This window comes from Loktanella sp. 3ANDIMAR09, from assembly GCF_001420005.1.
GTDB lineage: Bacteria > Pseudomonadota > Alphaproteobacteria > Rhodobacterales > Rhodobacteraceae > Loktanella.
In genome coordinates this window covers 57,505-83,641 of record NZ_LJAK01000006.1, presented here as the reverse complement: position 1 = coordinate 83,641, position 26,137 = coordinate 57,505, and the positions used below count along the sequence as shown (strand labels likewise).

The 26,137-nt window shown below is 63.6% G+C and carries 27 protein-coding genes; 9 read left to right on the top strand and 18 right to left on the bottom strand.

Annotated features, from left to right (window positions below; genetic code table 11):
* Window positions 1-111 precede the first annotated feature (111 nt).
* Window positions 112-453 carry a DUF2794 domain-containing protein gene (locus AN189_RS10605; RefSeq protein ID WP_056035299.1) on the top strand — a complete coding sequence of 114 codons (342 nt, stop codon included), beginning with the start codon at window positions 112-114 and terminating at the stop codon, window positions 451-453.
* Window positions 454-516: 63 nt separating this feature from the next.
* On the opposite strand, the gene AN189_RS10600 is transcribed toward AN189_RS10605, so the two are convergent.
* From AN189_RS10600 to AN189_RS10590, 3 genes are all read right to left on the bottom strand, one after another.
* A complete protein-coding gene (locus tag AN189_RS10600) occupies window positions 517-1,347 on the bottom strand; it encodes an NlpC/P60 family protein (RefSeq protein ID WP_056035296.1) in 831 nt (276 codons plus the stop codon).
* Window positions 1,344-2,711, bottom strand: a complete 1,368-nt coding sequence (locus AN189_RS10595) for a M17 family metallopeptidase (RefSeq protein WP_056035293.1) — start codon at window positions 2,709-2,711, stop codon at window positions 1,344-1,346. Before AN189_RS10595 ends, AN189_RS10600 begins: the two co-directional genes overlap by 4 nt.
* A 66-nt stretch (window positions 2,712-2,777) precedes the next feature.
* Window positions 2,778-3,152 (bottom strand): hypothetical protein, encoded by a 375-nt coding sequence (locus tag AN189_RS10590; RefSeq protein ID WP_056035289.1) that lies wholly within the window; start codon window positions 3,150-3,152, stop codon window positions 2,778-2,780.
* 142 nt (window positions 3,153-3,294) lie between these two features.
* On the opposite strand from AN189_RS10590, the gene AN189_RS10585 reads away from it, so the two are divergent.
* Window positions 3,295-3,942: a carbonic anhydrase gene (locus AN189_RS10585; RefSeq protein ID WP_056035288.1), complete on the top strand. Its 648-nt coding sequence runs from the start codon at window positions 3,295-3,297 to the stop codon at window positions 3,940-3,942.
* 80 nt (window positions 3,943-4,022) lie between these two features.
* Window positions 4,023-5,243 (top strand): diguanylate cyclase, encoded by a 1,221-nt coding sequence (locus AN189_RS10580; RefSeq protein ID WP_056035286.1) that lies wholly within the window; start codon window positions 4,023-4,025, stop codon window positions 5,241-5,243.
* Between the two features lie 68 nt (window positions 5,244-5,311).
* Here AN189_RS10580 and AN189_RS10575 read toward each other — a convergent pair whose 3' ends face one another.
* From AN189_RS10575 to AN189_RS10550, 6 genes are all read right to left on the bottom strand, one after another.
* Entirely contained in the window at window positions 5,312-6,334 is a 1,023-nt protein-coding gene (locus AN189_RS10575; RefSeq protein ID WP_056035283.1) for an aspartate-semialdehyde dehydrogenase, read from the bottom strand.
* A 138-nt stretch (window positions 6,335-6,472) separates the two neighbouring features.
* The gene (locus AN189_RS10570; RefSeq protein WP_056035279.1) at window positions 6,473-7,051 is read right to left on the bottom strand and encodes a GNAT family N-acetyltransferase; all 579 of its coding nucleotides are present in this window, start codon (window positions 7,049-7,051) and stop codon (window positions 6,473-6,475) included.
* A complete protein-coding gene (glp, locus tag AN189_RS10565) occupies window positions 7,048-9,144 on the bottom strand; it encodes a gephyrin-like molybdotransferase Glp (protein ID WP_056035276.1) in 2,097 nt (698 codons plus the stop codon). Before glp ends, AN189_RS10570 begins: the two co-directional genes overlap by 4 nt.
* Entirely contained in the window at window positions 9,141-9,635 is a 495-nt protein-coding gene (mobB, locus tag AN189_RS10560; protein WP_056035273.1) for a molybdopterin-guanine dinucleotide biosynthesis protein B, read from the bottom strand. Before mobB ends, glp begins: the two co-directional genes overlap by 4 nt.
* The gene (mobA, locus tag AN189_RS10555) at window positions 9,632-10,213 is read right to left on the bottom strand and encodes a molybdenum cofactor guanylyltransferase MobA (protein ID WP_056035270.1); all 582 of its coding nucleotides are present in this window, start codon (window positions 10,211-10,213) and stop codon (window positions 9,632-9,634) included. The genes mobB and mobA overlap by 4 nt, the downstream gene beginning before the upstream one ends.
* 183 nt (window positions 10,214-10,396) lie before the next feature.
* On the bottom strand, window positions 10,397-11,275 hold the full coding sequence (locus AN189_RS10550) for a formate dehydrogenase accessory sulfurtransferase FdhD (RefSeq protein ID WP_056035267.1): 879 nt from the start codon (window positions 11,273-11,275) through the stop codon (window positions 10,397-10,399).
* 57 nt (window positions 11,276-11,332) lie between these two features.
* Between AN189_RS10550 and AN189_RS10545 the strand changes: the two genes are divergently transcribed.
* Together AN189_RS10545 and AN189_RS10540 are read left to right on the top strand one after the other, a co-directional pair.
* A complete protein-coding gene (locus tag AN189_RS10545; RefSeq protein WP_056035264.1) occupies window positions 11,333-12,031 on the top strand; it encodes an AzlC family ABC transporter permease in 699 nt (232 codons plus the stop codon).
* Window positions 12,028-12,357, top strand: a complete 330-nt coding sequence (locus tag AN189_RS10540; RefSeq protein WP_056035262.1) for an AzlD domain-containing protein — start codon at window positions 12,028-12,030, stop codon at window positions 12,355-12,357. Before AN189_RS10545 ends, AN189_RS10540 begins: the two co-directional genes overlap by 4 nt.
* Here the strand turns inward: AN189_RS10540 and AN189_RS10535 are convergent.
* The 4 genes from AN189_RS10535 to AN189_RS10520 form a co-directional block, all read right to left on the bottom strand.
* The gene (locus AN189_RS10535) at window positions 12,354-12,965 is read right to left on the bottom strand and encodes a hypothetical protein (RefSeq protein WP_253279601.1); all 612 of its coding nucleotides are present in this window, start codon (window positions 12,963-12,965) and stop codon (window positions 12,354-12,356) included. The two genes, AN189_RS10540 and AN189_RS10535, sit on opposite strands and share 4 nt — an antisense overlap.
* Window positions 12,965-13,099 (bottom strand): aa3-type cytochrome c oxidase subunit IV, encoded by a 135-nt coding sequence (locus tag AN189_RS10530; protein WP_056035732.1) that lies wholly within the window; start codon window positions 13,097-13,099, stop codon window positions 12,965-12,967. Before AN189_RS10530 ends, AN189_RS10535 begins: the two co-directional genes overlap by 1 nt.
* Before the next feature lie 73 nt (window positions 13,100-13,172).
* A complete protein-coding gene (locus tag AN189_RS10525; RefSeq protein ID WP_056035260.1) occupies window positions 13,173-14,216 on the bottom strand; it encodes an MBL fold metallo-hydrolase in 1,044 nt (347 codons plus the stop codon).
* Between the two features lie 58 nt (window positions 14,217-14,274).
* Window positions 14,275-15,981, bottom strand: coding sequence for an acyl-CoA dehydrogenase (locus AN189_RS10520; RefSeq protein WP_056035258.1), 1,707 nt, complete (start codon window positions 15,979-15,981; stop codon window positions 14,275-14,277).
* 92 nt (window positions 15,982-16,073) lie between these two features.
* Between AN189_RS10520 and AN189_RS10515 the strand changes: the two genes are divergently transcribed.
* Window positions 16,074-17,039 carry an L-threonylcarbamoyladenylate synthase gene (locus AN189_RS10515; protein WP_056035255.1) on the top strand — a complete coding sequence of 322 codons (966 nt, stop codon included), beginning with the start codon at window positions 16,074-16,076 and terminating at the stop codon, window positions 17,037-17,039.
* A 167-nt stretch (window positions 17,040-17,206) separates the two neighbouring features.
* A complete protein-coding gene (locus AN189_RS10510; RefSeq protein WP_172794897.1) occupies window positions 17,207-18,307 on the top strand; it encodes a DcaP family trimeric outer membrane transporter in 1,101 nt (366 codons plus the stop codon).
* A gap of 81 nt (window positions 18,308-18,388) precedes the next feature.
* On the opposite strand, the gene AN189_RS10505 is transcribed toward AN189_RS10510, so the two are convergent.
* A complete protein-coding gene (locus AN189_RS10505) occupies window positions 18,389-19,063 on the bottom strand; it encodes a type 1 glutamine amidotransferase domain-containing protein (RefSeq protein ID WP_056035247.1) in 675 nt (224 codons plus the stop codon).
* A gap of 250 nt (window positions 19,064-19,313) precedes the next feature.
* Here AN189_RS10505 and AN189_RS10500 point away from each other — a divergent pair, with 250 nt between their 5' ends.
* Window positions 19,314-21,239 (top strand): PhoX family phosphatase, encoded by a 1,926-nt coding sequence (locus AN189_RS10500; protein ID WP_056035244.1) that lies wholly within the window; start codon window positions 19,314-19,316, stop codon window positions 21,237-21,239.
* 131 nt (window positions 21,240-21,370) lie between these two features.
* On the opposite strand, the gene AN189_RS10495 is transcribed toward AN189_RS10500, so the two are convergent.
* The 4 genes from AN189_RS10495 to ubiA form a co-directional block, all read right to left on the bottom strand.
* Window positions 21,371-21,886, bottom strand: a complete 516-nt coding sequence (locus AN189_RS10495; protein ID WP_056035241.1) for an outer membrane beta-barrel protein — start codon at window positions 21,884-21,886, stop codon at window positions 21,371-21,373.
* A 208-nt stretch (window positions 21,887-22,094) separates the two neighbouring features.
* Window positions 22,095-22,409, bottom strand: a complete 315-nt coding sequence (locus AN189_RS10490) for a hypothetical protein (RefSeq protein ID WP_056035239.1) — start codon at window positions 22,407-22,409, stop codon at window positions 22,095-22,097.
* A gap of 15 nt (window positions 22,410-22,424) precedes the next feature.
* Window positions 22,425-24,305: an OmpA family protein gene (locus AN189_RS10485; RefSeq protein ID WP_056035236.1), complete on the bottom strand. Its 1,881-nt coding sequence runs from the start codon at window positions 24,303-24,305 to the stop codon at window positions 22,425-22,427.
* A gap of 62 nt (window positions 24,306-24,367) precedes the next feature.
* The gene (gene ubiA, locus AN189_RS10480; protein WP_056035234.1) at window positions 24,368-25,327 is read right to left on the bottom strand and encodes a 4-hydroxybenzoate octaprenyltransferase; all 960 of its coding nucleotides are present in this window, start codon (window positions 25,325-25,327) and stop codon (window positions 24,368-24,370) included.
* Window positions 25,328-25,339: 12 nt separating this feature from the next.
* Between ubiA and AN189_RS10475 the strand changes: the two genes are divergently transcribed.
* Window positions 25,340-26,056 carry a 16S rRNA (uracil(1498)-N(3))-methyltransferase gene (locus AN189_RS10475; RefSeq protein WP_056035231.1) on the top strand — a complete coding sequence of 239 codons (717 nt, stop codon included), beginning with the start codon at window positions 25,340-25,342 and terminating at the stop codon, window positions 26,054-26,056.
* Window positions 26,057-26,137 lie beyond the last annotated feature (81 nt).

Here is a 26,137-nt window from a genome sequence, read left to right as displayed (position 1 = left end):
TGACTCCAAAGCTGGGCGCAAAGACGGGCAGATCGTGATGAATCCCGCGTGATTTCGTGGCAGCATCAAGGCAGGGTTGATTTATTGCTGCGTTGCCATGATCTTGGGTGGATGACAGATCAAAGCCCGATCCCGTTCAAACCCTACCGCGATGATCGCGTGTCGTTTCATCGCACCGAAATGGCCCCGATCCTTACGGTCTATGGCCGGTTTGTGGCAGCGGGCGAATGGCGCGATTACGGGATCAGCGCCTTGCGTGATGTGGCGGTGTTTTCGGTGTTTCGCAGAACGGCTGAAAACCCCGTTTACCGGATCGAAAAACGTCCCAAGCTGCGGTTGAAACAAGGTCAATATGCGGTTGTTGGCATGGACGGTCAGGTCCTGAAGCGCGGTCACGACCTGCGCCAGGTATTGAGCGTGCTGGAACGCAAACTGATCCGCATCGTCGACTGACATTATATCACGGTTTCGACATGTTTCGCATGCGAAACATATTATGTCATATTTAACAGCATGTTAACCGGTCCGTTCGGTCAGGCGGCGCCGCGAGGAGACGTCACCGTCGCCCTGGGTCTTGATGCGCAGGATCGCGTTGTCGATGGGTTCATAGACGCAGGCCATGGCGTGTGCGTTGGCATGGATCATCACCTGCCCATCGACCATCATGCCCACGTGGCCCGGCCAGAATATCAGATCGCCGCGCTGCAACGGGGCGTCGGGGGACAGCGCATCGCCAAGGGCCGCCTCTTGCAGGTCGGCGTCACCGGGGCAGGGGATGTCGCAGGCGGTCAGGGCTGCGTGGATCAGTCCGGAACAGTCGATGCCGCGCGTGGAATTGCCACCCCACAGGTAGGGGACGTTGAAATGCAGCTGTGCCACGTTGACCGGATCGGCAAAGGGACGATCCAGCGGGCGCAGATGCTTCTTCGGGATAAATCCCTGTGGGGTCTCATAGAATTTGGGTCGTTCGTCGATCACGCGCAGGCGTGCGCCGAACGGCAAGGCCATGGTCGGTTCGGATTTCATGGTCTCTGACGTGTAGGCGTGGGTTCCGAATGTGCTGACCCGGTGGGTTGGCCAATGGATGTTGTCCAGCCGGTCGGCGGCGACATATCCGCAATAGCCGTTTTCCGTCTGGACGAATGCCCAACCATCCTGAAATTCCAGCGTCGTGACGCTTTCACCAAGGAGCAACTGCCGTTCCCTTGGGCCGCCGGGACTGCGGCACAGGTCCGTCACCGAATGCGACATGCGCGCTGGCGTGCCGTCAACCGCAACGCGGTCGGCCAGACCAAGGCTGCGCAGGGCAACCCGGTCGTTGGCGGGCCAAAGCCTGCGATCGGTCACAGGTTCAACAGTTTTGGCAAGGCGTCCAGCAATGCACGCGCACCCATGCCGACACCGCCCTTGGGGCGGGCAGGTTTCGCGCTGGGGTTCCAGCCGTAGATGTCGAAATGGATGTAGGGCGCGTCCACGAAACGGCGCAGGAACAAGGCTGCGGTGGTCGCCCCTGCCATGCCGCCCGCAGGTGCGTTGTCCAGATCGGCGATGCCGGGTTCGATCATCGTCTCGTAGGGGTCGTGGAACGGCAGACGCCAGACGGGGTCTGCCACGGCACGCGCGGAAACGGTCAGCGCATCGGCATGCGCGTCGTCATCCGTGAAAAACGGCGACAGGTCCGGCCCGACCGCCACACGCGCGGCCCCGGTCAGAGTGGCCATCGACACGATCAGATCGGGGGAGTCCTCGGATGCAAGCGCCAGCGCGTCGGCCAGCACCAAACGCCCCTCGGCGTCGGTGTTGTTGATTTCGACCGTCAGCCCCTTGCGGCTGGTCAGGATGTCCTGCGGGCGAAAGGCATTGCCCGATATGCTGTTTTCCACCGCCGGGATCAGCAGGCGCAGGCGGATTTTCAGCCCCAGCGCCATGATCATATGCGCAAGGCCAAGGGTGGTGGCGGCCCCGCCCATGTCTTTTTTCATCAGGCCCATCGACCCGCCGGGTTTGATGTTCAGCCCGCCGGTGTCGAAACACACGCCCTTGCCAACCAGCGTCAGGGTCGGGCCCGTGTCGCCCCAACGCAGGTCAATCAGGCGCGGTGCGCGGGTGCTGGCGCGGCCGACGGTGTGGATCATCGGGAAATTCGCCGCCAGCAGGTCGTCGCCTGCGGTGACGGTGATATCGGCGCCGTGCTGACGCGCGAGATCGCGCGCCTGTTGTTCCAGCTCGTCCGGGCCCATGTCGGATGCTGGGGTGTTGATCAGGTCGCGTGTCAGGAACTCGCCCGCGGCAATCGCCTCGATCTGGGCAGCGTCGATGCTGGCGGGCGCGACCAGTTGGGCGGGGGGCTTGGCCGGTTTGCGATACCGGTCAAAATCGTAGGACGCGAGAAGCCAGCCCAAGGCGGCCTCTTGCATCCGGGCCGGGGGCAGGTCGGTCTGGATCGCGTAGGTGCCTGCGGGCAAACTGCGGGCGGCCGATCCGACATCGAAACGGCTGCGTTTGCGGCTGGCCTCGGACCCGGCACCGACGAGGGCCATCGCGATGGCCCCCTCGGGTCCCGGCACAGCCAGTGTTGCACCGGAAGCGCCCGTGAAACCTGCGGTATCAGCCCAGGTGCGGGCGCTGTCCGGGATCGTATCAGGGGCGTCCTGTTCGATGATGTAGAGAGGCACGGCAGAGCTGTCGGGGCTGGCAAAGGTCGCGGACATGAGGGGCCTATGATTTGGGATCAAACCCAACCTAACCGTATGGTCAGCCGCGACAAGGCCCAGTGCCTAGCCCCCGCGCAGCATCCAGACCTGGCCGATGGCAAGGTCAAAGCTGCGTTCAAGGCGGGCCATCGTCGCCTCGACCGCGATGCCGTCGCGCTGTCTGGCGCTGTTCGCCACGTGGCCTGCGGCTGTCGCGACCTCGGTCAGGCCGATCTGGGCCGCGATTGTCGCCATGCGTCTGGCCTGCCCGGGCAGGTCGTCAAAACCCCCGTGGTCACGCCCGTCGCGCATGATCCCCAGGCGTCTGGCCAGATCCTCGAGCGCGGTGGCGATGGTGCGGTCTGCGCGGGCGGCCCCCTGCCGGGCATAGAGATCGTGCAAAAGGCCATGGTCGATGGCGCAATCCAGAAGACATTCGAGAACGGTCACTTGGGTCATTTTAGATGTTTCTCAGGGCTGTGGTTCGGCCCAACCTGCGCGCAACAGGGTTCCCAATTCGTTGAACAAGCTGATTTTAATGCCTCGAATTCCCCTAAAATGCGCGATAGGTTTCAGGGGTTAAATTACCGAAAGCGCGATCATGGACTTCGCAAGACCCCTACCCGAATACCTGATCACACGGTTTCACGGCTGGCAGGCGACCACCTATTCGCAGAACAAGGGCTGGTACAAGCGTCTGGCGGACGAAGGGCAACGCCCGCGCGCGATGATCATTTCCTGCTGCGACAGCCGGGTGCATGTCACCGCGATGTTCGGGGCGGATCAGGGCGAATTCTTTATTCACCGCAATATCGCCAATCTGGTGCCGGCCTTTGTTTCCGATGGTGAACATCATGGCACCTCGGCTGCCGTGGAATACGCGGTCACGTCGTTGCATGTGTCGCATCTGGTCGTGATGGGCCATTCCGGCTGCGGCGGTGTCGAAGGCTGCTACGAGATGTGCGAGGGCCATGCCCCCGCGCTGGAGGAAAAGACCAGCTTTGTCGGGCGCTGGATGGATATTCTGCGTCCCGGATACGACCGGTTGCCGCAGGGGGATGATGCGACACGCAAACGCGCGCTGGAAAAAGAAGGCGTGCTGGTCAGCCTCGAAAACCTGATGAGCTTTCCATTCGTGCGGGCCGCGGTCGAATCCGGTGAGCTGACCTTGCATGGTGTCTGGAACCACATCGGCAATGGCTCGCTCGAGGTTTACGACTCGCTCAGCGGGGCATTCCACCCCATCTAGCGGTGGGGAAACCCACGACATCCTGCGGTTGGGGCGTCGACCTAAAGCATTTGTTAATCTCTTGGCGGCAGGCTGCACGGATGATGCGGTGGCCCCCCTTGTTGCGCGGTTGGAACGGAACCGATGCAGGATATGATATCCTGCTGCGGTTCGCGCCGGATATCGATGCCGCCTATGAGGCAGAGCATGAAGCAGTCCGACTGCGGCTGGTCAACCGGATGGTCGTGTTTGGTCTGGTCATGTACAATGCCTACAACCTGACCGCCTATGTTCTGGCCGTTGACGTCTTCTGGCATGGGCTGGTCATGCGGCTTGCCGTGGTGACACCGCTGTCCTTTGCCATGATGATGGTGCTTCAGCGGGTGAATGGGATCTGGCGGGAACGCATCCTGCTGGTCGGCATGATCAATGCCTATCTGGTGCCGGTCTATGTGCTGTGGTCGTCCCGGTCGCAATGGGCGTTGTTGCTGACGAACGAGATGATCCTGATGATCGTTTTTGCCACGACCCTGATTACCCTGCGGTTTCGGCATGCGATCATCTATACGGCGGTCGTGTTGGGTCTGACGCTGGCCGTGATCTGGACCAACCCGTCCATCGCGGCCACGCTGATCTGGCCACTGACATTGCAGATGATCTTTGCCGGGGTGTTCTGCCTCTATGCCAACCATCACAGCGAACGGCGACGTTGCGAAGATTATCTGCGGGCCTACAGGGCCGCGGATCGAGCGCGCACCGCCGAAAATTCCGAACGCCGCATGACCATGCTGTCGCTGACCGACGCGCTGACAGGGATTCCCAACCGCCGCAGTTTCGAATGGATGATGTCCGACTGGGTGGCAGGCCACGATGCTGTCGGGTTGATGATGATCGATATCGATCATTTCAAGCTGTACAATGACACGATGGGGCATCCCGCCGGCGACGGTTGCCTGCGCCGGGTCGCGGCAACCCTGTCGGCGGTTGCATTGGGGCCTGACGTGCAGATCGCCCGTATCGGCGGCGAGGAATTTGCCGTGGTGATGCGCGGCGCGACATGCCGCGGGTCCAAGGCGCTTGCCACCGAAATCATCCGCGAAATCCGCGGCATGGCCGACCCGCATCCGGGCCGGCTGGACGGCGTGAACCGGGTCACGATCAGCATCGGGTTGGCCGTGTCATCCGCCGACGACCCGTTCGACCGCGCGGTGCTGATGTCGGACGCGGATGCCGCACTCTATCAGGCCAAACGTGCAGGAAGAGATTGCTGGCGGTTTTCAGAGCCGGCGGGACCGGTGGTTGATCTGCGTCAGATCGCGTGACCCCGATTGCAAAAGAAAACGGGCGGACCTGTCGGCCCGCCCGTGTAACTGTCTGGTGACAGGGCTGATCAGCCTTTTTTCAGGCACTCACGACCCAGAAGTTCGGCAATCTGCACCGCATTCAGGGCCGCGCCCTTGCGCAGGTTGTCGGATACGCACCACAGGTTGATGCCGTTGTCGATCGTGCTGTCCTGACGGATGCGGCTGATGAACGTCGCGAAATCGCCAACACATTCGATCGGCGTGACGTAGCCACCGTCCTCGCGCTTGTCGATCACCATGACGCCGGGTGCCTCGCGCAGGATGTCGCGGGCCTCTTCTTCGTCAAGGAAATCCTCGAATTCGATGTTGATCGATTCCGAATGGCCCACAAACACGGGCACGCGCACGCAGGTGGCAGTGACCTTGATCTTGGGATCGACGATCTTTTTGGTTTCGACGACCATTTTCCACTCTTCCTTGGTGGAACCGTCTTCCATGAACACGTCGATATGGGGGATGACGTTGAACGCGATCTGCTTTGTGAACTTGGTCACGCCGGTGTTGTCGGTGGGGTTGTAGACCGCCTTGGTCTGGTCCCACAGCGCATCCATGCCTTCCTTGCCCGCGCCGGACACGGATTGGTAGGTGCTGACGACGACGCGCTTGATCCGGGCGCGGTCGTGCAGCGGCTTGAGCGCGACAACCATCTGCGCGGTCGAGCAGTTGGGGTTCGCGATGATCATCTTGTTCTTGTAGTCGTGGATCGCCTCGGGGTTCACCTCGGGGACGATCAACGGGATCTGGCTGTCGTAGCGGTAGAGCGACGAGTTATCGATGACGACGCAACCGGCCTTGGCGGCGATGGGGGCGTATTTCGCGGTCGCCTCGGACCCTACAGCAAACAGGGCCATGTCCCAACCGGTGAAATCAAAGGCATCGAGGTCCTTGGTTTTCAGGGTTTTCTCACCAAAGCTGACTTCGGTGCCGAGCGAACGGCGACTGGCAAGTGCGACGATCTCGTCAACGGGGAACGCCCGTTCGGCGAGGATGTTCAGCATTTCGTGGCCCACGTTGCCCGTGGCCCCGACGATGGCGATTCTGTAGCCCATGGTCTGCTCCTTGAATGACGTTGGGCTGTTACGCTGAAACGCTGCAAAGGGAAAGGGCGGATGGTGCGGTCAGGGGGGCGCTGCCCCCGGTGCTGTCGCACCTCCCCCGGGATATTTTGAAAACAGCGATGGGTGCCGTCAGAGGGTTTTGACCATCGTGGTGCTGCTGGTGAAACCAAAGATGTAGCTGAGCGGGCCGATGGTCTGGGTGTGCGTGGCCCGAAAACCGTAGCGCGCATAGAGTGCGCGGGCGCGGGGGTTCGTGTCGATGACATCCAGACGGACCTTGGCATAGCCGCGTGTGCGGGCCTCTGCGCAGATGGCGTCCAGCAGGGCGGTGCCGATGCCTTGCCCCCGCGCGGCCGAGGCGACGCAGAGGCCGTCCATCAAAAAGCGGGTGTTGTCGGTGTCGCGTTCCAGCAGTGACAACAGTGCTGCGCGCCAGAGGGCACCGGCCCAGCCATAAATGGCGCGCAGGTCATGAAATGTGCCGCCAACGAATGCGCCGTCGCACGATTTGAAACCGACGAGGCCCAGGAGTGTGCCGTCGTTTGCATGGGCGGCGATGACGTGGTCGGCGCGCATGACGCGGGTGATGTAGCGCATAGCTTTGGCGTCGGGCCCCATGACGCGGGCCAGTTTCTGGCCGAAGGCCTGCCAGTAGAGGGTCGCCGCCGCGTCGCGGTCAGCTGTTGGAAGGCCAGCGCTGATGATCATGCGAAGCCCGTGAACGGCAGGTAGGTCACGGGCGTGCCCGGCGTGATGTCGGCGGCATCGTCCGGCAGTTCAACAAGGCCGGTCGCCCATGACAGACCCGAGACACGGCCTGACCCTTCGGAGAGGAAAACCTCTGCCGCACCGTCTGTGAGGCGGGCGCGCAGATATTCGCGGCGGCCGGGTTTTTTCGATTTTGCAAAGGCTGCGGGCACGGTGAAGGATTGGCGCGCGGGCCAGTCGGCCCCGGCGAGCACGGCAAGGGCGGGATGGGCAAAGATCAGCGCGCAGACCTGGGCGGCGACGGGGTTGCCCGGCAGGCCGAACACGGGCGTGTCGTCCCAGAGACCCATCGCCAGCGGGCGGCCCGGTTTCACGGCGATGCGCCACAGGGCAAAGCTGCCGGTGGTCGCAAGGAGTGCAGACACGTGATCCTCGTCGCCAGCGGATGCCCCGCCCGATGTCAGGATCGCGTCGCAACGGGTGGCGGCCGCGGTCAGGATGGTGCGGAGCTTGTCGCGGTCGTCGGGCGCGCGGCCAAGATCGACGGGCGTGTGACCCCAGCCCGCAACATCGGCCAGCAGCATGGCGCGGTTGGCGTCGTAGATCTGGCCGTCGGTCGCGGGCGTGCCGGGATCGCGCAATTCATCACCCGTGGACAGGACGCCCACGCGCAGGGCCGTGCGGACGCTGACCGCGCCTGTGCCGCAGGCGGCGAGGGTTGCCAGATCGGCCGCAGTCAGGCGACGGCCTGCGGGCAGCACTGCATCGCCTGCCATCATGTCCTCGCCCGCGCGGCGTGCGTTGGCGCGCTGTTTCAACGGACCATGCAGGGCAATATGCGTGGCGTTGGCGGTGACGTCCTCTTGCAGCACAACTGTATCGGTGCCGTCCGGGATATTTGCCCCGGTCAGGATGCGCAGGGCGTGACCGGGTGGCACCGTGCCGTCAAAGGGTACGCCAGCGGCGGCGCGACCGGGATGCAGTGGCAAGGTGTGGGGACCAGCGGGCAGCGGCCCGGCAAAGGCGTAGCCGTCGACGGCGGCATTGGCATGAGGAGGATGGCTGCGGGTGGCTGTCACAGGTGCTGCAAGGATGCGTCCGGCGGCCTTTGCCAGCGGGATCGTCTGTGTTGCCGTGACCGGGCTGAGCCGGTCGCGCAGATGGGCGAGGGCCGTATCGACCGGTGTCCAATGCGCGCCTTGCGGCATGGCAAAGCAGTCGTTGCGCAGCGGCGGCGGGGTCAGTTGCGCGGCGGCGAGGATGTCCTCTGACCCGACGCCCAGCACCCAGCCTTCGTCACTTGCGGGCACGTCGAGGCAGCGGGCCATCTGCGCGGGCGGCAGGGCCGAAAAGCTGCGCGCATAAAGTGCGGTCTGGGCGGCGTCCTTGATGTCGTGTGTCTCTGCCGCGAGGGCTGCGGGCAGGAGCGAAAAATATGTCTCGGCCAGCGTGATCGCGCGGTCGGCGGGTTCGAACGGCCAGACCGCGATATCCGCACCAAAGCGTGCGCGCAGACGTGACAGGGTCGGCAGCCCCATGATGACCTGACCGCCTACGGCGCCGACACCGCCCAGTTTGAACGGGGATTGCGCACCCTTTGCCGCCATGTCGGCACCGCGAAATTCGGGCAGGCCGTGGTCGCCGTAGTCTGCCTTGGTCCGGGGCAGATCCGGGATGTCGGATTTCAGACCATTGAACCAGAACGGGCCGGTGCCGGGGAATTGGGCGTTGATCTGGCCAGCGAGGGCAAAACGGTTGTTGGATTTGGGGGTGTCCTGCACGCGGGCGGCGAACCAGTCCCACAGGACGAGGGGATCGGCATGGCCCGTGAGTGCCTGCGCAAAGCCGCTGGGATAGGCGAAACACAGATCAAAGGCCGCGAGGGTGCGGCGACCTGCGGCCAGTTCACCCGCCAGCGTGTCGATCAGATAGGCCTCTGCCAAGGCGCGGTTGCGGTGGTAGACCGGGGCCTGTGCCTGACCTGCGCGGGCGATACAGGTCCAGATGGCGTCGGCGGTCGGACGCGGGCCGCGGTCGTTGCCGCTGGACCAATCCACGGCGATGACCGTGTCAAAGCGGGGATCATGGGTCATGCCAGTCCTACCTCTGCCAGAATGAAATCGGCGATGGCGGCGGTGTCGTCGAGGTCCAGTAGCGGGCGGTCGATGTCGAGCGGGCTGTCGGTTGCGATCGCGCGGATCGTGGGGTCGGTGGTGGCGATCAGGGGATTTTCGGTCACGGCGCGAAAGGCCTCGACCTTGGGATGGGTGTCGCGTTTGTAGCCTTCGATCAGGACCAGATCGATGGGGGCGAGTTGCGCCAGCAGATCCGCGAGAGGCGGTTCATTCGCGCCGCGCAACTCGGTCATGAGCGCCCAGCGGTTGGCGGAGGCGAGCACCACCTGATGTGCGCCCGCCTGACGGTGGCGGTGGCTGTCCTTGCCGGGTTGGTCGACATCGACGCTGTGGTGGGCGTGTTTGATCGTGGATACGGTGAAACCGCGCGCGGTGATTTCTGATACAAGTCGTTCCATCAGTCCGGTCTTGCCTGCATTTTTCCAACCGGTGACGCCGTAGATTTTCATAACATGGCCTGTGCTGTGGCAAGGTCGTCGGGGGTGTTCACGTTGAAAAACGCAGCATCGTCGGGAAATTCCGCCGTGCCGGCATCGTGGGTGCGGGTGAACTGGACGACCTTGCGGGTGCCATCAAGCAGCGCCTGGCGCAGGTTCGCGCGCAAACTGACGGGCCAGAGGCCAAAGGTCGGCTGCCGCCCGCCCGGTGACGCGGCGAGGGCAAGGCCTGCCGCGCCGCCCGCCAATTGCAGTTGCGGGACCAGATCGCAGGGCAGGAACGGCGTATCTGCGGCGGCGGTGACGATATGGCTGTGGCCCGTGGCTGCGGCGTGATCGAGGCCTGCCAGCACGCCTGCCAGCGGTCCGGGGTGATCTGCGATACTATCCGCGATCACGGTCAGGCCCAGCGCTGCAAAGCGTGCGGGATCGCCGTTGGCGTTCAGCGCCAGTCCGTCGCATTGCGGGTCCAGTCGTGCGATGACGTGGTCGATGATCCGACGGGTGTCGAGACGCAAGAGCCCCTTGTCCCCGCCGCCCATGCGGGTGGCCTGTCCACCCGCAAGGATGATGCCCAGTGGTGCCCTCATGGTCGGCCCGCGCCGCTGTTTCGCTGTCGCGAAAGGCGCCCCGCACGCCGACCCGTAGCGGATTGCTGTTCGGTTTGCGCCTGAACAGGGTGTGTGTTCCCGGGGCGCTGCCCCGGACCCCGGGATATTTCCGACCAGAAGAAGACCACCATGCGACAAGGCCTGTTGAGGATGGCATACATGTCAGGCACCGCCCTTGCGGGCCGATTTGCGCGGCTCGTCAGCCTGGGCTGCGGGGTCGGCGTCGCGGATCAGGCGGTGTTCGCCCGACAGGCAGATGAAACGCTGACCTTTCATGCGACCGATCAGGGTCAGGCCGACCTGCCGGGCAATTTCGACACCCCAGGCCGTAAATCCCGACCGGGACACCAGCGTCGGGATGCCCATCAACGCGGTCTTGATCACCATTTCCGAGGTCAGGCGTCCCGTGGTGTAGAGGATCTTGTCACCCGGTGTTTCGGTCTCGGAAAACATCCAGCCAGCGATCTTGTCGACGGCATTGTGGCGGCCCACGTCCTCCATGTAGATCAGCGGCTGGTCATCGCGGCACAGGACGGTGCCGTGGATCGCGCCTGCCGCAAGATACAGGCTGGGTGTGCGGTTGATCTGGTGCGACAGCGCGTAGAGATGCGATGTTCTGACGGGTGTATCGGGCAGGGTCAGACCGTCCAGACCTTCCATCATGTCGCCGAAGACGGTGCCGACGGCGCAACCGGATGTCCGGGTCTTGCGGGCGAGTTTGTCCTCGTGGTTGGTTTGCTGCGCGGTGCGGACGACGACGGTTTCGACCTCTTCGTCGTAGTCCACGCGTGTGACCTCATCGCTGCGTTTCAGCATGCCTTGATTGAGCAGAAACCCCAGCGCGAGGTATTCGGGATGGTCGCCGATGGTCATCGCGGTGACGATCTCACGCGCGTTGAGGTAGATCGTGAGCGGGCGTTCCTCGACCACGGCGAGGGCTATGGGCGCACCCGTCTGATCGGTGCCTGTGACGCTGCGGGTCAGGCGCGGGTCGTCCGGCGCAGGCGCGATGCGGATACCGGGGGGAATGAGATTGGCCAATTGCAGTTCCTGTGGGTCAGGCGTAACCGGGTGAGGACTGAAACTTAGGGGGAAACCATGGCCCTTGCCACCGGGAAATCAGCCTATCTGCAAGGTGTCCGTGACGGGATGCCGTTTTTGCTTGTTGCGGTGCCTTTTGCTGCCCTGTTCGGCGTGTCGGCTGTCGAGGCAGGGTTGAGCATCGGGCAGGCCATGGGGTTCAGCGTGCTGGTGATCGCAGGTGCGTCGCAATTTGCCGCGCTGCAGATGATCGTGGACAATGCGGGCGTTGCGCTGACCTTGCTGGCGGCGCTGGCGGTCAACCTGCGCATGGCGATGTATAGCGCGTCGCTGGTGCCCTATCTGGGTGAGGCCCCGCTGTGGAAGCGGGCCTGCGTGTCCTATCTGTTGTTCGATCAGAGCTACGTCGCGGCTGTCGCGCGCTACGAGGCCGATGGCACGATGCGCTTGCGTGACCGGGTCGCGTTTTTCTTTGGTGTGGCGACGCCGATCGCGCCGACCTGGGTGCTGGCGACCCTGGCAGGCGCGCTCTTGGGGGCGCGGATCCCGGATGCGGCGGCGCTGGATTTCGCGCTGCCGATCACGTTCATCGCCATGGTGGGGCCGATGCTGCGGACCCTTGCGCATGTTGCCGCGGCACTGGTGTCGGTCGTTGTGGGGCTGGCGCTGGTCGGGCTGCCTTCGGGCACGGGGCTGCTGATCGCGGCTGCCTGTGCGATGGCGGCAGGTGTGATTGTCGAGGGGAAGCAGACATGACTGATGCCGTGATCTGGACGGTCATTCTGGCGCTGGGCGTGGGGACGTTTCTGATCCGGTTCTCCTTTTTGGGGCTGATCGGGACGCGGCCGATGCCGCCGTTGGTGTTGCGCCTGCTGCGCTATACGCCTGTTGCGGTGCTGCCGGGGCTGGTGGCGCCATTGGTGGTGTGGCCTGCGGCCACGGGGGGCACGCTGGACCCCGCGCGTCTGTGCGCCGCTGCGGTGGCGCTGGTGGTGGGGCTGTGGACGCGCAGCGTGATCCCCGCCGTGTTGGCAGGGTTCGCGACGCTGTATCTGGGTCTGTGGCTGACGGGCGCGTTCTAGCGCATCTGCATTTCGATTTCGGCCAGCGCCAGCGCCTTGTTGTCTGGATCGTTTTCGCGCCATTCGCGTGTCGCAACGCCCGGCAGTGCGCCGAACGCATCCGACAGCCGGTTGGGCGAGAACGTGCGCGGCAGCCCCTCGAACCCGGGCAAGGCGCGCAGAATGCCGGATGTGGCCCGCGCGCAGAAAGCCTGCGGCACGGGGCCGTTCGTCAGCGCGAGGGTTGCGGCCCGTTCGGCCACCGCGTCACTGACAGGGATCGTCTGGGCGATGACATAGAATGTCTCGCGCGCGTGGTAGGACACGTAATAGGCTTCGACCTCGGGGGTCATGCCAAAGAGCACGTCGTTGCGTTCCGCGACAAAACTGTGGCGAAACGATCCTGCGGGATCGAACATGATCCGCTGACTGGGCGCGTCGATCAGCAGGGCGGTATGCGCGCCACTGTCGTTGGAAATGCTGCGCATCGTGTACAGCGTCAGCACACGCGGACCGGGGCCTGCGAACTGGCGCTGGGCGATCAGGTCGGGCGGCGACGATGTCTGCGGTGCGGAACAGCTAGCAAGCGCGGCAGCCCCGCCAAGCAGGACAAGACGCCGGGTCAGCATCAGCCGTTGACGAGCGCGAGGAAGATCAGCAGGACGATGATTGCGACGGTTCCGCGCGAAATGAACCACATGAACCAGTCAAAGGTCTTTTCGTGTTCGGTTGTGTCCATTTCGCCGTGCTTGTGGTCTGACATCTGGCTGTCCCCTGCGTGTGTGTTGGCGCTCAGATAGCCCATTCGGGCGGGCCTGTCACGCCCTGCGGATGGTCTATTCGGTCGCAATGCCGTCAGGTGCTGCCGTGAAATACCACGCGCCGTCATCGGCCAGTTCGCGTGTCGCGCGCCCGGCCTGATGCAGGTGATTCAGATGGGCGACCGATTCCACCAGCGCAAGCCCGTAGGTGCCCGCGTCGATGGTGCGTTTGAACAAAACGGGAAAGCATTGGGCCGCCGTGCGGGGAACGTCGAGGTAGGCCGCCAGCCGCGCCAATGCGTTGTGGTGGTTGTCGATCATCTGCCGCAGGCGCAACGGCAGACCGGTATAGGGCAGCTTGTGTCCGCCGAGGATCAGTTGATCCGGATGGGCATGCGGCAGGAACCTTTCACAAGATGCGATCCAGTCGGCCACGGGGTCCGCGTCGGGTTCCGTTGGATAAACGCCAAGGTTCGGGCTGATGGACAACAACAATTGGTCCCCACCCAGCACGACGTCGCCGTCGCGCGACCACAGGGTTGCGTGTTCCGGCGCATGGCCGTCACCCATGCGGATGTCCCAGGTGCGGCCTGCTGCGGTCAGGGTGCCGCCTTCGATCAGGCGGGTGAAACCCAGCGGCAAGCCATGCACGCAATCGGCAAAATTGAAGGGGCGTTCAGCACTGCGCCTGGCCAGCGTTGCGCCATCCATGCCGGCGCGGGTCCAGAATGCGATCTGTTCCGGCAGAGGTTCGGATTGTTCGTCCAGCACCAGCATCCGCGCCTGAAGATAGGCCGTGCGCGTGGTCAGCAGTTCCGCACCCTTGTCCATGAACCAGCCGGCCAACCCGATATGATCGGGGTGATGGTGGGTGACCAGAACACGGGTGACGGGTTTGCCTGCAAGCGGTCCCGTCAGAAGATCCTGCCAGATCGCGCGGGTCTTGCGCGTGTCGAACCCGGTATCGACGATGGTCCAGCCATCTCCGTCGTCCAGCGCGTAGACATTGACGTGATCCAGCGCCATCGGCAGCGGCAGTCGCATCCACAGGATGCCGGGGGCCACCGTAATGGCGGTGCCGGGTGCGGGTGGATCGGGAAAGGGTGTTGCAATCTTCATGCCTGACCTTGTGGCAGGCTTTGCGGCGGGTCGCAAAGGCAACCCGCCGTCATGCGGATCAAGCGACGGCCAGATCCTCGGGTGTGACGGCCATCAGGTCCGTGGCACCGGTGCGCACATGCGCCAACAGGCCCGTCACCTCTGGCAGCAGGCGGGTGATGTAGAACCGGGCCAGACGCTGACGCGCGGGGTCGTTCTGCATCGCGGCCCGCAGGTGGGCATGGGCCCCCAACACGCGGGCAAAGGCAGACTGATAGGGGACCGCCCCAGCGAAACGGTCCTGCATGTCGCTGCGTGCGACCAGCCAATCCGTCGCCTCTGACATATCGGCGGCGGCTTGCCAGACGGCCTCTGCCAGATCGGGAAAAGTACCCTTGGCCGCATCGGCGCCGGACTGGATTTCGTCCAGCAGGGCCTGTGCGGCCTCTCCGCCGTCCATCATCTTGCGTCCCACGAGGTCCATCGCCTGAATGCCGTTGGTGCCTTCGTAGATGGCGGTGACACGCACGTCGCGGGCGTATTGCGCCGCACCCGTTTCCTCGATCACGCCCATGCCGCCGTGGACCTGAATCCCCATCGAGGCGACCTTGATGCCCGTATCCGACCCGAACGATTTTGCAATCGGCGTCAGCAGGGCCGCGCGGGCGCGGTAGGTGGCGTCACCCGTTGCGGTCGTCATGTCCAGCGCCACGGCGCACATCGCGGAAATTGACCGTGCTGCGAATGTTTCGGCCTTCATCTCGGCCAGCATCCGACGCACGTCGGCATGTTCGACGATGGTGCCGGTGCCACCGACGCGGCCCTGTTTGCGGTCCAGCGCATAGGCCAACGCGTGCTGATAGGCGCCTTCGGCTGCACCGATGCCCTGGGTGCTGACGCCGACGCGGGCGTTGTTCATCATGGTGAACATCGCGGCCATGCCGCCGTTTTGGGGGCCGACCATCCAGCCGGTCGCACCGGAATATTCCATCACGGCAGTGGGCGAGCCATGCAGGCCCATCTTATGTTCCAGCGACACGACGCGCAGGTCGTTCTGTTTGCCGGGGTTGCCGTCGGCATCGGGGATGTATTTCGGGACAAGGAACAGGCTGATCCCCTTGGTGCCCGGCACGCTGTCGGGCAGACGGGCCAGCACAAGATGGCAGACGTTCCGGGTGAAATCATTGTCCCCCCAGCTGATGTAGATTTTCTGTCCGGTGATCGCGTAGGTGCCGTCGCCGTTGGGTTCGGCCTTGGTCGACAGGGCACCAACGTCGGACCCGGCCTGCGGTTCGGTCAGGTTCATGGTGCCGGACCATTCGCCGCTGATGAGCTTGGGCAGGTACAGATCCTTGATCGCGTCGGATGCGTGATGTTCCAGCGCCTCGATCTGGCCCTGCGCCATCAGCGGCTTGAGCTGCAAGGACAGGCACGCGCCCGACATCAGGTCGTTGACGGCGATCGACAGGGCAAAGGGCAGGCCCATGCCGCCGTAGGCCTCGGAGGCACTCATGCCGATCCAGCCGCCCTCGGCGATCGCCTTGTAGCCGTCGGCATAGCCCGGAGAGGTGCGCACCACACCGTTTTCCAGACGCGCAGGATGCAAATCACCCGCGCGTTGCAGCGGGGCGAGGATGTCGTCGCACATCTTGGCGGCCTCGGACAGGATCGCGCTGGTGACATCGGGTGTCGCCTCGGCAAAGCGGTCGGTCGCTGTGACCTCGGCAAAGCCCGCAACGTGATCGAGGATGAACTGATAGTCGGCGGCGGGTGCGCGATATGGCATCTGATTACGGCCTCTTTGCTGAACGGTCATGCTTGGCACTGGCCAGCGTGATCGGTATGTCGGTGCGAACTTTGCCCGAAGGTAGCCAAAGCATGCAACCGCGCAACGCAAACGCCACGTCAGAACACTTGCGACCGGATGCAGCAGGTCTGTCGCGGGCCGCTGCGCTGCTGGCCCAGGGGGCCTGCGTCGCCTTTCCGACCGAAACGGTCTACGGGTTGGGCGCGGATGCACGCAACGCCGATGCGGTAGCGGGGATCTATGCCGCCAAGGGGCGACCAAGCTTTAATCCGTTGATCGTGCATGTCGCCAGTCTGGCCGATGCCGCAGACCTGATTGATCTGGGCGCGGATGGGCAGGTGCTGGCGCAGGCGTTCTGGCCGGGGGCACTGACGCTGGTCGGGCGGATGCGGGCGGATGCCGGTATTTCGTCACTGGTGACGGCCGGACTGGATACGCTGGCGGTGCGGGTGCCCGATCATCCCGTGGCGCAGGGCGTGTTGCGTGCCTTTGGCGGGCCGGTGGCAGCACCCTCTGCCAATCCGTCGGGCCGGATTTCACCGACGACGGCTGCGCATGTGCTGTCGGGGCTGGCCGGGCGGATCGCGGCGGTCGTGGATGGCGGGGCCTGCGATGTGGGTCTGGAATCAACGATTGTCAGCGTGGCTGGAACACCGCGTCTGTTGCGTGCCGGCGGTGTGCCGACCGAGGCGATCGAGGCGGCGCTGGGCGGTGTGTTGGCTGTGGGGGCAGATGACGCGGCAGCACCGTCAGCACCCGGACAATTGGCCAGCCATTATGCGCCGCGGGGCCGGGTGCGGCTGAACGCGGTGCAGGCCTTGCCCGGTGAAACCCTGTTGGGGTTCGGGGCGGTCACAGGCGATCTGACCCTGTCGGCAAGCGGTGACCTGCAAGAGGCCGCTGCGCGATTGTTCGACTGTCTGCACCGTCTGGATGCGATGGGGGCCAGCGCGATTGCCGTGGCACCGGTGCCGGATCGCGGGCTGGGTCGCGCAATCAACGATCGCCTGCAACGGGCGGCGGCCCCGCGCGACTGAACCGGGCTGGGCAGGGCCATAGGTCCTGACCTGCGATGTGGGTCTGAATACTGTTACTTTTCGTTATATATTAACGCATTGGCTCTTGGTTCCTCGACCTCACATGATCGTGGTCTAGGTGTTACTGCACACCCAAAATTGCGAAAAAAGAGATGGAGACGACGGCCATGAAGACCAGACTGATCATTGCACTTGCGTCGGTCGGTGCGACTGCCGCCCACGCAGAGGCCCACACCGACCGCGTTGCCGCACTCGAGGCGCGTGTCGCCGAACTGGAGGCAGCACCGCGTACCGCCCCCCTGAGTTTCGGAAGCGGGACGGAACTTGACCTCTATGGCTACATCAAGGCTGACCTCATCTATGACTTTGGCTACGAGCTGGGGAACACCACCTTTGGTCTGAACGCCATCGGCGAAGCCAGCGAAGAAGGTGATTTCTTTAATGCGACCGCGCGGCAGACCCGGTTGGGTTTCCGCACCACGACCCAGACCCCGATGGGCGAGCTGGGCACACAGGTCGAGGGCGATTTCTACGGCGAGGGTGAAACCTTTCGTTTGCGCCATGCGACGGCAACGCTGGGCGGCATCCGGGTCGGTAAATACTGGACGACCTTCATGCCGCTTTCGTCTTATCCGGCGACACTGGATTTTCAGGGCCTCGCCGCGATCCCCTTCGCCCGGCAGACACAGCTGCGCTATACGGCGGAATTTGGCGGGAATTTCGTGGCAGAGGCCGCGATCGAGGAATCGAACGGTGACAGCGACAGCCCGGTGTTCATCGCGGCTTTGGCCTATGACACGGACCCGCTGCTTTTGCGCGCCTCTGTCCTGACGGGCGATATCAATGACGGCGCGGGCGGCGAGGTCGATACCTACGGCGTCAACCTGTCGGGGACGGCGACATTTGGGAACACCACGATTGATGCCGCCTATACCATGGGCGAAGGCATCAACTCCTATATGGTGTTTCTGGGCGAGGATCTGGACTCCGACGGTGATGCCATTGAAATGCAGGCCGCCTACATTTCACTCACGCAGGCCGTCGGAGACAAGCTGACGCTGCGGGCGATGTATGGTGTGCGTGAAAACGATACGGGCGCGACGGCTGACAGCACCGAAAAGCTGGAAACCATCCACGTGAATGCGAACTACGACATCGTGGAAAATACCAGCGTCGGGGTCGAGTATTTCTATGGCTCGCGCGACACCTTTGGCGGTCAGTCCTATGACGTGGACCGGGTTCAGGCGTCCGTGACGTATACGTTCTGATCCCTGAAATTGCGGGCGGCCTGCGGGCCGTCCGCCGCATGTCCGAGAGCCGGGACGCGAAATGCGCCCCGGCTTTTTCATTCAGACCAGTTTGAGCAGTTCCTTGGCGGCTTCTTCAGACGAAGCCGGGTTCTGACCCGTGACCAGTTTGCCGTCGGTCACGACAAATGACGCCCAATCGTCGGCCTTTTCATAGTGGCCGCCGTTCGCCTTGAGCATGTCCTCGACCAGGAACGGCACCACATCGGTCAGGCCCACGGCCTCTTCTTCGGTATTGGTGAAGCCCGTGACCTTGCGACCCGAGACCAGCGGCTTGCCGTCGGCACCCTTGGTGTTCTGGAACACGGCGGGGGCGTGGCAGACGGCACCCAGCGGGCGATCTGATGCGACAACGGATTCGATCAGCTTGATGCTGTCGGCATCCTGGGACAGGTCCCACAGTGGCCCGTGGCCGCCCGGATAGAACACTGCGTCATAGTCGCTGGCGTCGATTGTGGACAGCACATGCGTGTTGGCCAGAACCTTTTGCGCGTCGTCGTCGGCCTTGAAACGGTCCGTGGCGGGCGTTTGCGCATCCTCGGTGTCCGAACCGGGGTCCAGCGGTGGCTGGCCTCCCTTGGGCGATGCGAGCGTGATGTCGGCACCGGCGTCCTTGAACACGTAGTAGGGTGCTGCAAATTCTTCCAGCCAGAAACCGGTTTTCTTGCCGGTGTCGCCCAGTTGATCGTGCGAGGTCAGAACCATCAGAATTTTCATGGGGTATCCTTTCTAGGAAACAAATGCACAAGGCCGCGGTGTGGTGACCGCGGCATTCACTTTCCCAATGCGCAGGGGTTGGCGATTGTTCCATCACGGGGCGATAACGTTGCGGCAGCACAGGCCCCGGTCGCATCCATGTCAGTCACCCAGGCCATGACATTCATCTGTTACGTGCATTCCCTAGCGTCAGAATCACACCTCGCGTTCAGGCGAGGGAGATAATTTTTCTGCAAAGACAGGACGGGACATGGATCAGATCAATTACGACGAGCTGTCATTCGATGATGAAGACGAGCTGAAATTTCCGCGCGACGAAGTTCAGGATTTTGACCGCGTTGTCGAACGTGCAATCTCGCGTCGCGGTTTTCTGGGCGGCGTGCTGGCGTTCGGATCCGGTGCAGCCGTGATGGGCACCGGGCTGCTGAACGGCACCTCTGCGATGGCGCAGCAGGCGTCGCGCTTTGCCTTTGAACAGCTGGCGCCGCAGACCGATGGCACGGTGCATGTGCCCGCCGGTTACAAATGGGACGTTCTGGTGCGCTGGGGTGATGCGCTGTTCAGCGACGCGCCCGCATTCGACCCCGCGACCGGCATTCCGACCGAAGGGTCTGACCGCGTGTTCGGCGAAAACACCGACGGGATGGAACTGTTCCACAAGGGTGACACCGAACTGCTGGTCGTGAATTCCGAATATGTGAACGGCGGCATCAACCTGCCTGCCGAACAAGAAGGTCAGCCTGTCTCTGCCGATGACGTGATCCGTCTGCAGAATTTCCAGGGCGTGACCGTGATGGAAGTGGCCGAAGGCGATGACGGCTGGCAGGTCGTGGTCGACAGCCCCTACAACCGTCGCATCCACCACCGCACCCCGATGATGATCGACGGACCCGCCGCAGGTCATGACCTGCTCAAGACGGCGGCCGATCCGACTGGCACCCAGTCGCTGGGCACGTTCAACAACTGTGGTTCGGGTCGCACCCCCTGGGGCACCTATCTGACCTGCGAAGAAAACTTTAACGGCTACTTTGGCACCACCGCCGAACTGTCGCTGGACGAGGTCCATGCCAACGGGTTCAAGCGTTACGGCGTATCGACCGAGGTCGATCCCGGTCGCTACAACTATCACGGTTTCGACGCGCGTTTCGATCTGTCGAAGAACCCGAACGAGCCGCATCGCGCGGGCTATGTCGTGGAAATCGACCCCTGGAACCCGGATGCGACACCGGTGAAACATACCGCACTGGGCCGTTTCAAGCACGAGAACGCCGCCTATGCGCTGGCACCCGACGGTCGTGTCGTCGTCTACATGGGTGACGACGAGCGTGGCGAATACATGTACAAATGGGTCAGCCGCGACGTCTATGTCCCCGGTGGCGATACCTCGACCCTGCTGAGCGAAGGTCAGCTGCATGTGGCCAAGTTCAATGACGACGGCACCGGCATCTGGCTGGCGCTGACGCCAGAGGACACCGGCATGTCCGAGGCCGAGATCGCGATCTTTACCCGTATGGCGGGCACTGCGGTCAGTGCCACCACGATGGACCGTCCCGAGTGGATCGCCGTCAACCCCACGGCGATCGAAGGCTATTGCTGCCTGACCAACAATTCGCGCCGCGGTGCCACCGACGACGCAGGTGCGATCCGCACCAATGCAGCCGGGGAACCGATGACCGTGAACGCGCCCAACCCGCGCGAGGTCAACAACTATGGTCAGATCGTGCGCTGGCGTCCGCATGGCGACGACCATGCCGCATCCACCTTTGACTGGGATCTGTATGTGATGGCGGGCAACCCGACGGTTCACACCGAAGGCCCCTATGCCGGAACGGCCAACATCAACGCCGGGAACATGTTCAACTCGCCCGACGGGATGATGTTCGACACGACGGGCATGATGTGGATCCAGACCGACGGTGATGACGACAACGAAGGCGACTTTGCCGGCATGGGCAACAACCAGATGCTGGTGGGTGACCCGGTCACGGGCGAGATCCGCCGGTTCCTGACCGGCCCCAACGGGTCCGAGGTCACAGGTCTGACATGGTCCGCAGACAAGCGGTCGATGTTCGTCGGCATCCAGCATCCGGGCGGCAATTTCCCCGATGGCGAAGGGTCGCTGCCCCGGTCCGCCATCGTTGTGGTCAAGCGTGATGACGGCGCGCTGGTCGGCTGACGACACAAATAGCCCGGCACGGTAATCGTGCCGGGTGAGACCCGCAAAGATCATGACCGCGGCCCCGACGGGCCGCGGTTTTTTGTCGAGGAGGGGCCGACCGGACCCGTCGGGTTCCGGTCCGGCGATGTTCAGAAGTTGAAGCCGACGCGCACCTTGAACGTGGTCACACCCACCTCGAGGACGTCATCGTCAAATTCATGCTGCAGGATTTCAGCACCCACATGGTAGGAATCACCAAAGGGCATGTCGTAGGCCACACCGTAGAGGTAGCCACGGCCATCATCGAGCTGATCGGATGTGGCAAGGATGAAACCACCGACACCGTAGGCGACACCCGGTCCCACGGGCACACCGACACGTGCCTTCAGGCGGGTCGCGTAGTCGACGGTCGCACCGGCTGCCGGGACTTCGTACTGGTTGGAATCAAAGTCGAATTCACCACCGTAGATGACCCCGTTCGCGGCAAAATTATAGCCTGCGTAGATCCCCACAGAGGGGCCGTCCCCATCAAGAGCGCCTGAATTGACGTCGATGTCGGACCCACCGGCGGCGATGCCGAAATAGGCTCCCGTCGCGTCCTGTGCCATGACGGCGGCAGGCAATCCGGCAATCATTGCACCGATCAGAAGTGGTTTGAGGTTCATGTCATTCTCCCTGTTAATGTCGACCACGTTCTGGTCGATTGGACACACGGGAAAACAAGCTGCAGGGTTTCATCCGAAACGCAGAAAATCGGACCGTCAATGTGCCTGTTTTTCAGGGGTTTTGCGATGCTGCGGCATCTGACCGCAGTCAGCACCGCTGCATCGGCCCATCAGACGCAAGGCCGGGTGTTGTGGCGATGGTCTGCGCCTAGCCGCGCAGCTGGCTGCGCAGTTCTTCGGCCTCGCGGCGGGCGTCGCGCAGACCGTCCATGGCGGCGCGCAGTTCGGCCTCGGTCTGGGACAGCTGGTTGGTGATTTCAGCTTCGCGCTGTTGCAGGTAGGTGATCGCCTGATCGCGGGTTTCCTCGGCCTCGTGCAGGGCCTGGGCCATGCGGTCCAATTCACCGATCTCGGCCTTGGTCACGCGGGTGGCACGGGTGACCAGCCAGTTGGCAAACCACCCAAGCGCAAAGGCGATGAACAGGATGATGGCGGTTGCGACGATGAATTCTATGCGGTTCAAGTGGGCTTCCTGCGATTACTGGTCGGCGTCGGTGGCGTCGGCGTCCTGTTCCATCTGTTCGAGCGTCGAGGGTTCTTCGACGGTGGGTTCGGGTTGGATCAGCGAAAATTCGATCCGTCGATTCGCCTCGCGGCCATCGGCGGTGTCGTTATCGGCAATCGGGTTGGCTTCGCCAAGACCCTCGGCGACGAAAGATCCGATCGGCACGCGCCGCAGCCGCAGCGCGTCCAACACGGCCTCGGCGCGCTGTTGTGACAACTGCTGGTTCATCTCTTCGCCGCCCTGGCTGTCGGTGTAGCCGGTGATCCGCAGTTCGATATCCAGACAGTCTTGCAGGATTTCCGCGATGTCATCCATGATGTCCTGCGATGGCCCGGTCAGCGATGCGGAACCGGGGTCGAACAGGATCTTGCGATTCTCGGTCACCACGGCGATCTGGGCGATGCATTCGTCCGGCGTGGGCAGGCCCGCAACGGGGTCGAGTGCTTCGACGTAGGTGATGTCCAGATCGGCCTCTGCGGTGGGGCCCAGCTTGTCGATCAGCAGCGTCGTGATGGTTGCAGCCGCGTTTGCGTTGCCGGTGTTGCCCGACACGCGCACGGTTTCGGGCGTGACGGTCACCGCGCCATTGGTCAGCTGTGCCAGCGATTCCAGACCCGCCAGAACGCGCACGGACCAATCCGCTGGCAGACCTTCGGTGATGCGGGTGCCCATCGTGACATTCGCGGCACCGAATTTGGCAGCGGCGTAGTTTTCAGCGGTCACGTTCGCCAGATCGTTTTCGATCCGGCCACGCAGCTGCACGACACCCTCGGGGCTGCGTGTCGCGCTGAATGTCGGCGGACCCTCGACGGTGACCTCGGCCGGGCGCGGCAAATCGGTGGTCAGCTCGAACACGTCGGGCAGGGCGTTTTCCAACTCTCCTGCGGCGCGTTCGAAAGCGGCCTGGTCCGTGGTCTCGAGCCCCTGCAGCGTGACGGCGGTGTCGGACAGGGTCACGGTGCCGCCGTCAAGATCGGTCAGGGCGGCAATGGCCGTGACAACCGCATCACCCCATTGCGAGGTCGGCGCGCCCAGTGCCTGCACGCAAGGCGAATTGGCGTCAAAGCCCTGGGCGTTGGCCGCAGCGATGATCCGGTCCTCGGATTCGACGCTGTCGGCGGCACAGGCATCAAACCGGGCACCCTCTGCGTCCTTGGTGAACCGGACGGTATAGGGTGAAATGACCGGGCGCGGTGCGGTGATGGTCACGCTGCGGGCAACCGTCTGCGGTGCATTGCGCGCCAATGCGGATTCCAGCCGCGATTTTTCGGTCGCGCTGTCGGCGATGGCCTTGATCTCGACCCGGTCCGCAGTGACCGAGATTTTCGAGCGCGGCAGCAGATCCAGCGCCAGCAGGGCATAGTTCATCGCGGCACGCCATTCAGGCGGGACCGGATAATTCGCGGTTTCAAGGAAATCCGTGACATCCGCACCATCGGCGATCCGTTCGATCCGTGCGGTCAGGGCCTCGCGGTCCGAGGCCGTGGGGATCAGGCCGATCAGCGACACGCCCTGATCGTTGCGCAGGATTTCGACCGCAAAGTCCGGGGCGGCCATCGCGTCGGAATCGGTCACCGTCATGTTGTCGATGACGCGGCTGGCATCCACGACACGTCCGGCCGAGGACATCGCACGAAACCGTGCTGCCTCTGACGGGGCGTTGCCTTCGATGATGACCTGAAGTCCGTCACCGATGACCGACGCCCAGGGCATTTCCGCATCGACCAGATTTTCCTGGACCGACATCACCGAGACGTCCTCGACCACGGCGACCGTGGCGCGGGCTGCCAGAACGCAGACCCCCGCAGCAAGAACGAAGACACCGGCGCGCAGAAAGATGTGGGATAGCCGCATGTGGCCAGAATCCTGTCTGTTGTCGTGTCGACGGGTTTAGGCGCTGACTGCCATGGGCGCAATCAAAGCAGCAAGGCGACGGCGAAAAACGGCAAGGGCAACAGGCCGGCGTCCCGGTTCGACCGGAACAGGCGCAGCAGCACCGCGTCATCTGACGCGTCGAACCGGGCCAGTTGCCAGGCCAGATGCCAACCCAGTGCCCAGGGACCGCCGATGGCCACGACCAGCACGAGGAACGATTGCTGCGCCACAGCGCCCAGGGTTGCGAAAAGCACGCCGATCACGGTTGCGACCAGAAAACCGCGCAACCACGCGGGCGTGCGGTCGCCAAACAGGCGGGCCGTGGATTTCACCCCGATCAGGGCGTCGTCCTCGGCGTCCTGGTGGGCATAGATCGTGTCGTAGAACAGGGTCCAGGCGATCCCCGCGACATAGAGCACCACGGCCGGCCAATGCAGTGCGCCCGCATGCGCGGTCCACAGCAGCAGCGCGCCCCAGTTGAACGCAAGGCCCAGAAACACCTGCGGCCACCAGGTGAACCGCTTGGCAAAAGGGTAGATGGCGACGGGCACCAGTGACGCCAACCCCACGAGAATGGCGACGGGCGGAAAGGTGAGCAGGATGGCGAATGACACCAGCGCCTGTGCGATCATCCAGGCCAATGCGCCCTTGACCGACACCTGCCCTGACGGGATCGGCCGCGACCGCGTGCGCGTCACACTGCCGTCGATATGGCGGTCGGTGATATCGTTCCAGGTGCAACCCGCGCCGCGCATCAGCGCCGCACCGATGGCGCTGGCGACAAACAGCCAGACATCGAACCGCGTGAAACTGTCGGTGTAGAGGCTGGCAAGAAGAATGGCCCACCAGCAGGGCAGCAACAGCAGCCATGTCCCGATGGGGCGGTCGAAACGTGACAGCCGCAGGTAGGGACGCCACGCCTGTGGTGCGCGGGTATCGACCCAGTTGCCAGCGGAATCGGCGACGGCATCAGCCTCTGGCGTTGTCGACGGCTGGGTCATATGTATCCACCTATGGCGTCCAAAGTTCGACTGTATGTAGATCACCCCCTGTCCAAAGGGCAACCGGTCCCGCTGGACCGCGCGCAGGCCAATTACCTGTTCGCGGTGATGCGACTGGAACCCGGTGCCGTGCTGAGCCTGATCAACGGGCGCGACGGGGAATGGGATGCGCAGGTGTCCCAGGGCAACAAGCGCGGTGGGGTCCTGACCTGCCTGGAGCAGACGCAGGCGATGCGGCTGCCGCCGGACCTGTGGCTGGTTTTCGCCCCGATCAAGAAGGCGCGCACCGATTTCATGGTCGAAAAAGCGGTCGAACTGGGGGTGGCGCGGCTGGTGCCGGTCCAGACCGATTTCACGAACGAACGCATGCGCGGGGACAAATTGCAGGCCCATGCGGTCGAGGCCGCAGAGCAATGCGGCGGTCTGTTTGTGCCGCCCGTCGATGATCTGACGCGGCTGGATGCCTTGCTTGACGGCTGGGGCGACCGGCAGATTCTGTTCTGTGACGAAGAACTTGTCGGTGAGGCGCTGGATCTGACCGCGCTGACCGCGGGGGCCTGGGCGATTTTCATCGGACCGGAGGGTGGTTTTTCCGCGCGTGAACGGGACCTGCTGCGGGGGATGGCGCAGGCCCATGCCATCAGCCTTGGCCCGCGCATCCTGCGGGCTGACACCGCGGCCGTCGCGGCCCTGACGCTGTGGCAATCGACGCTGGGCGACTGGACGTGAGCGGGGTCCGAATTTTCGCGAAAATTCGGATGGGGGCGCTGCCCCCGGTGCGGTGCACCTCCCCCGGGGATATTTTTGACC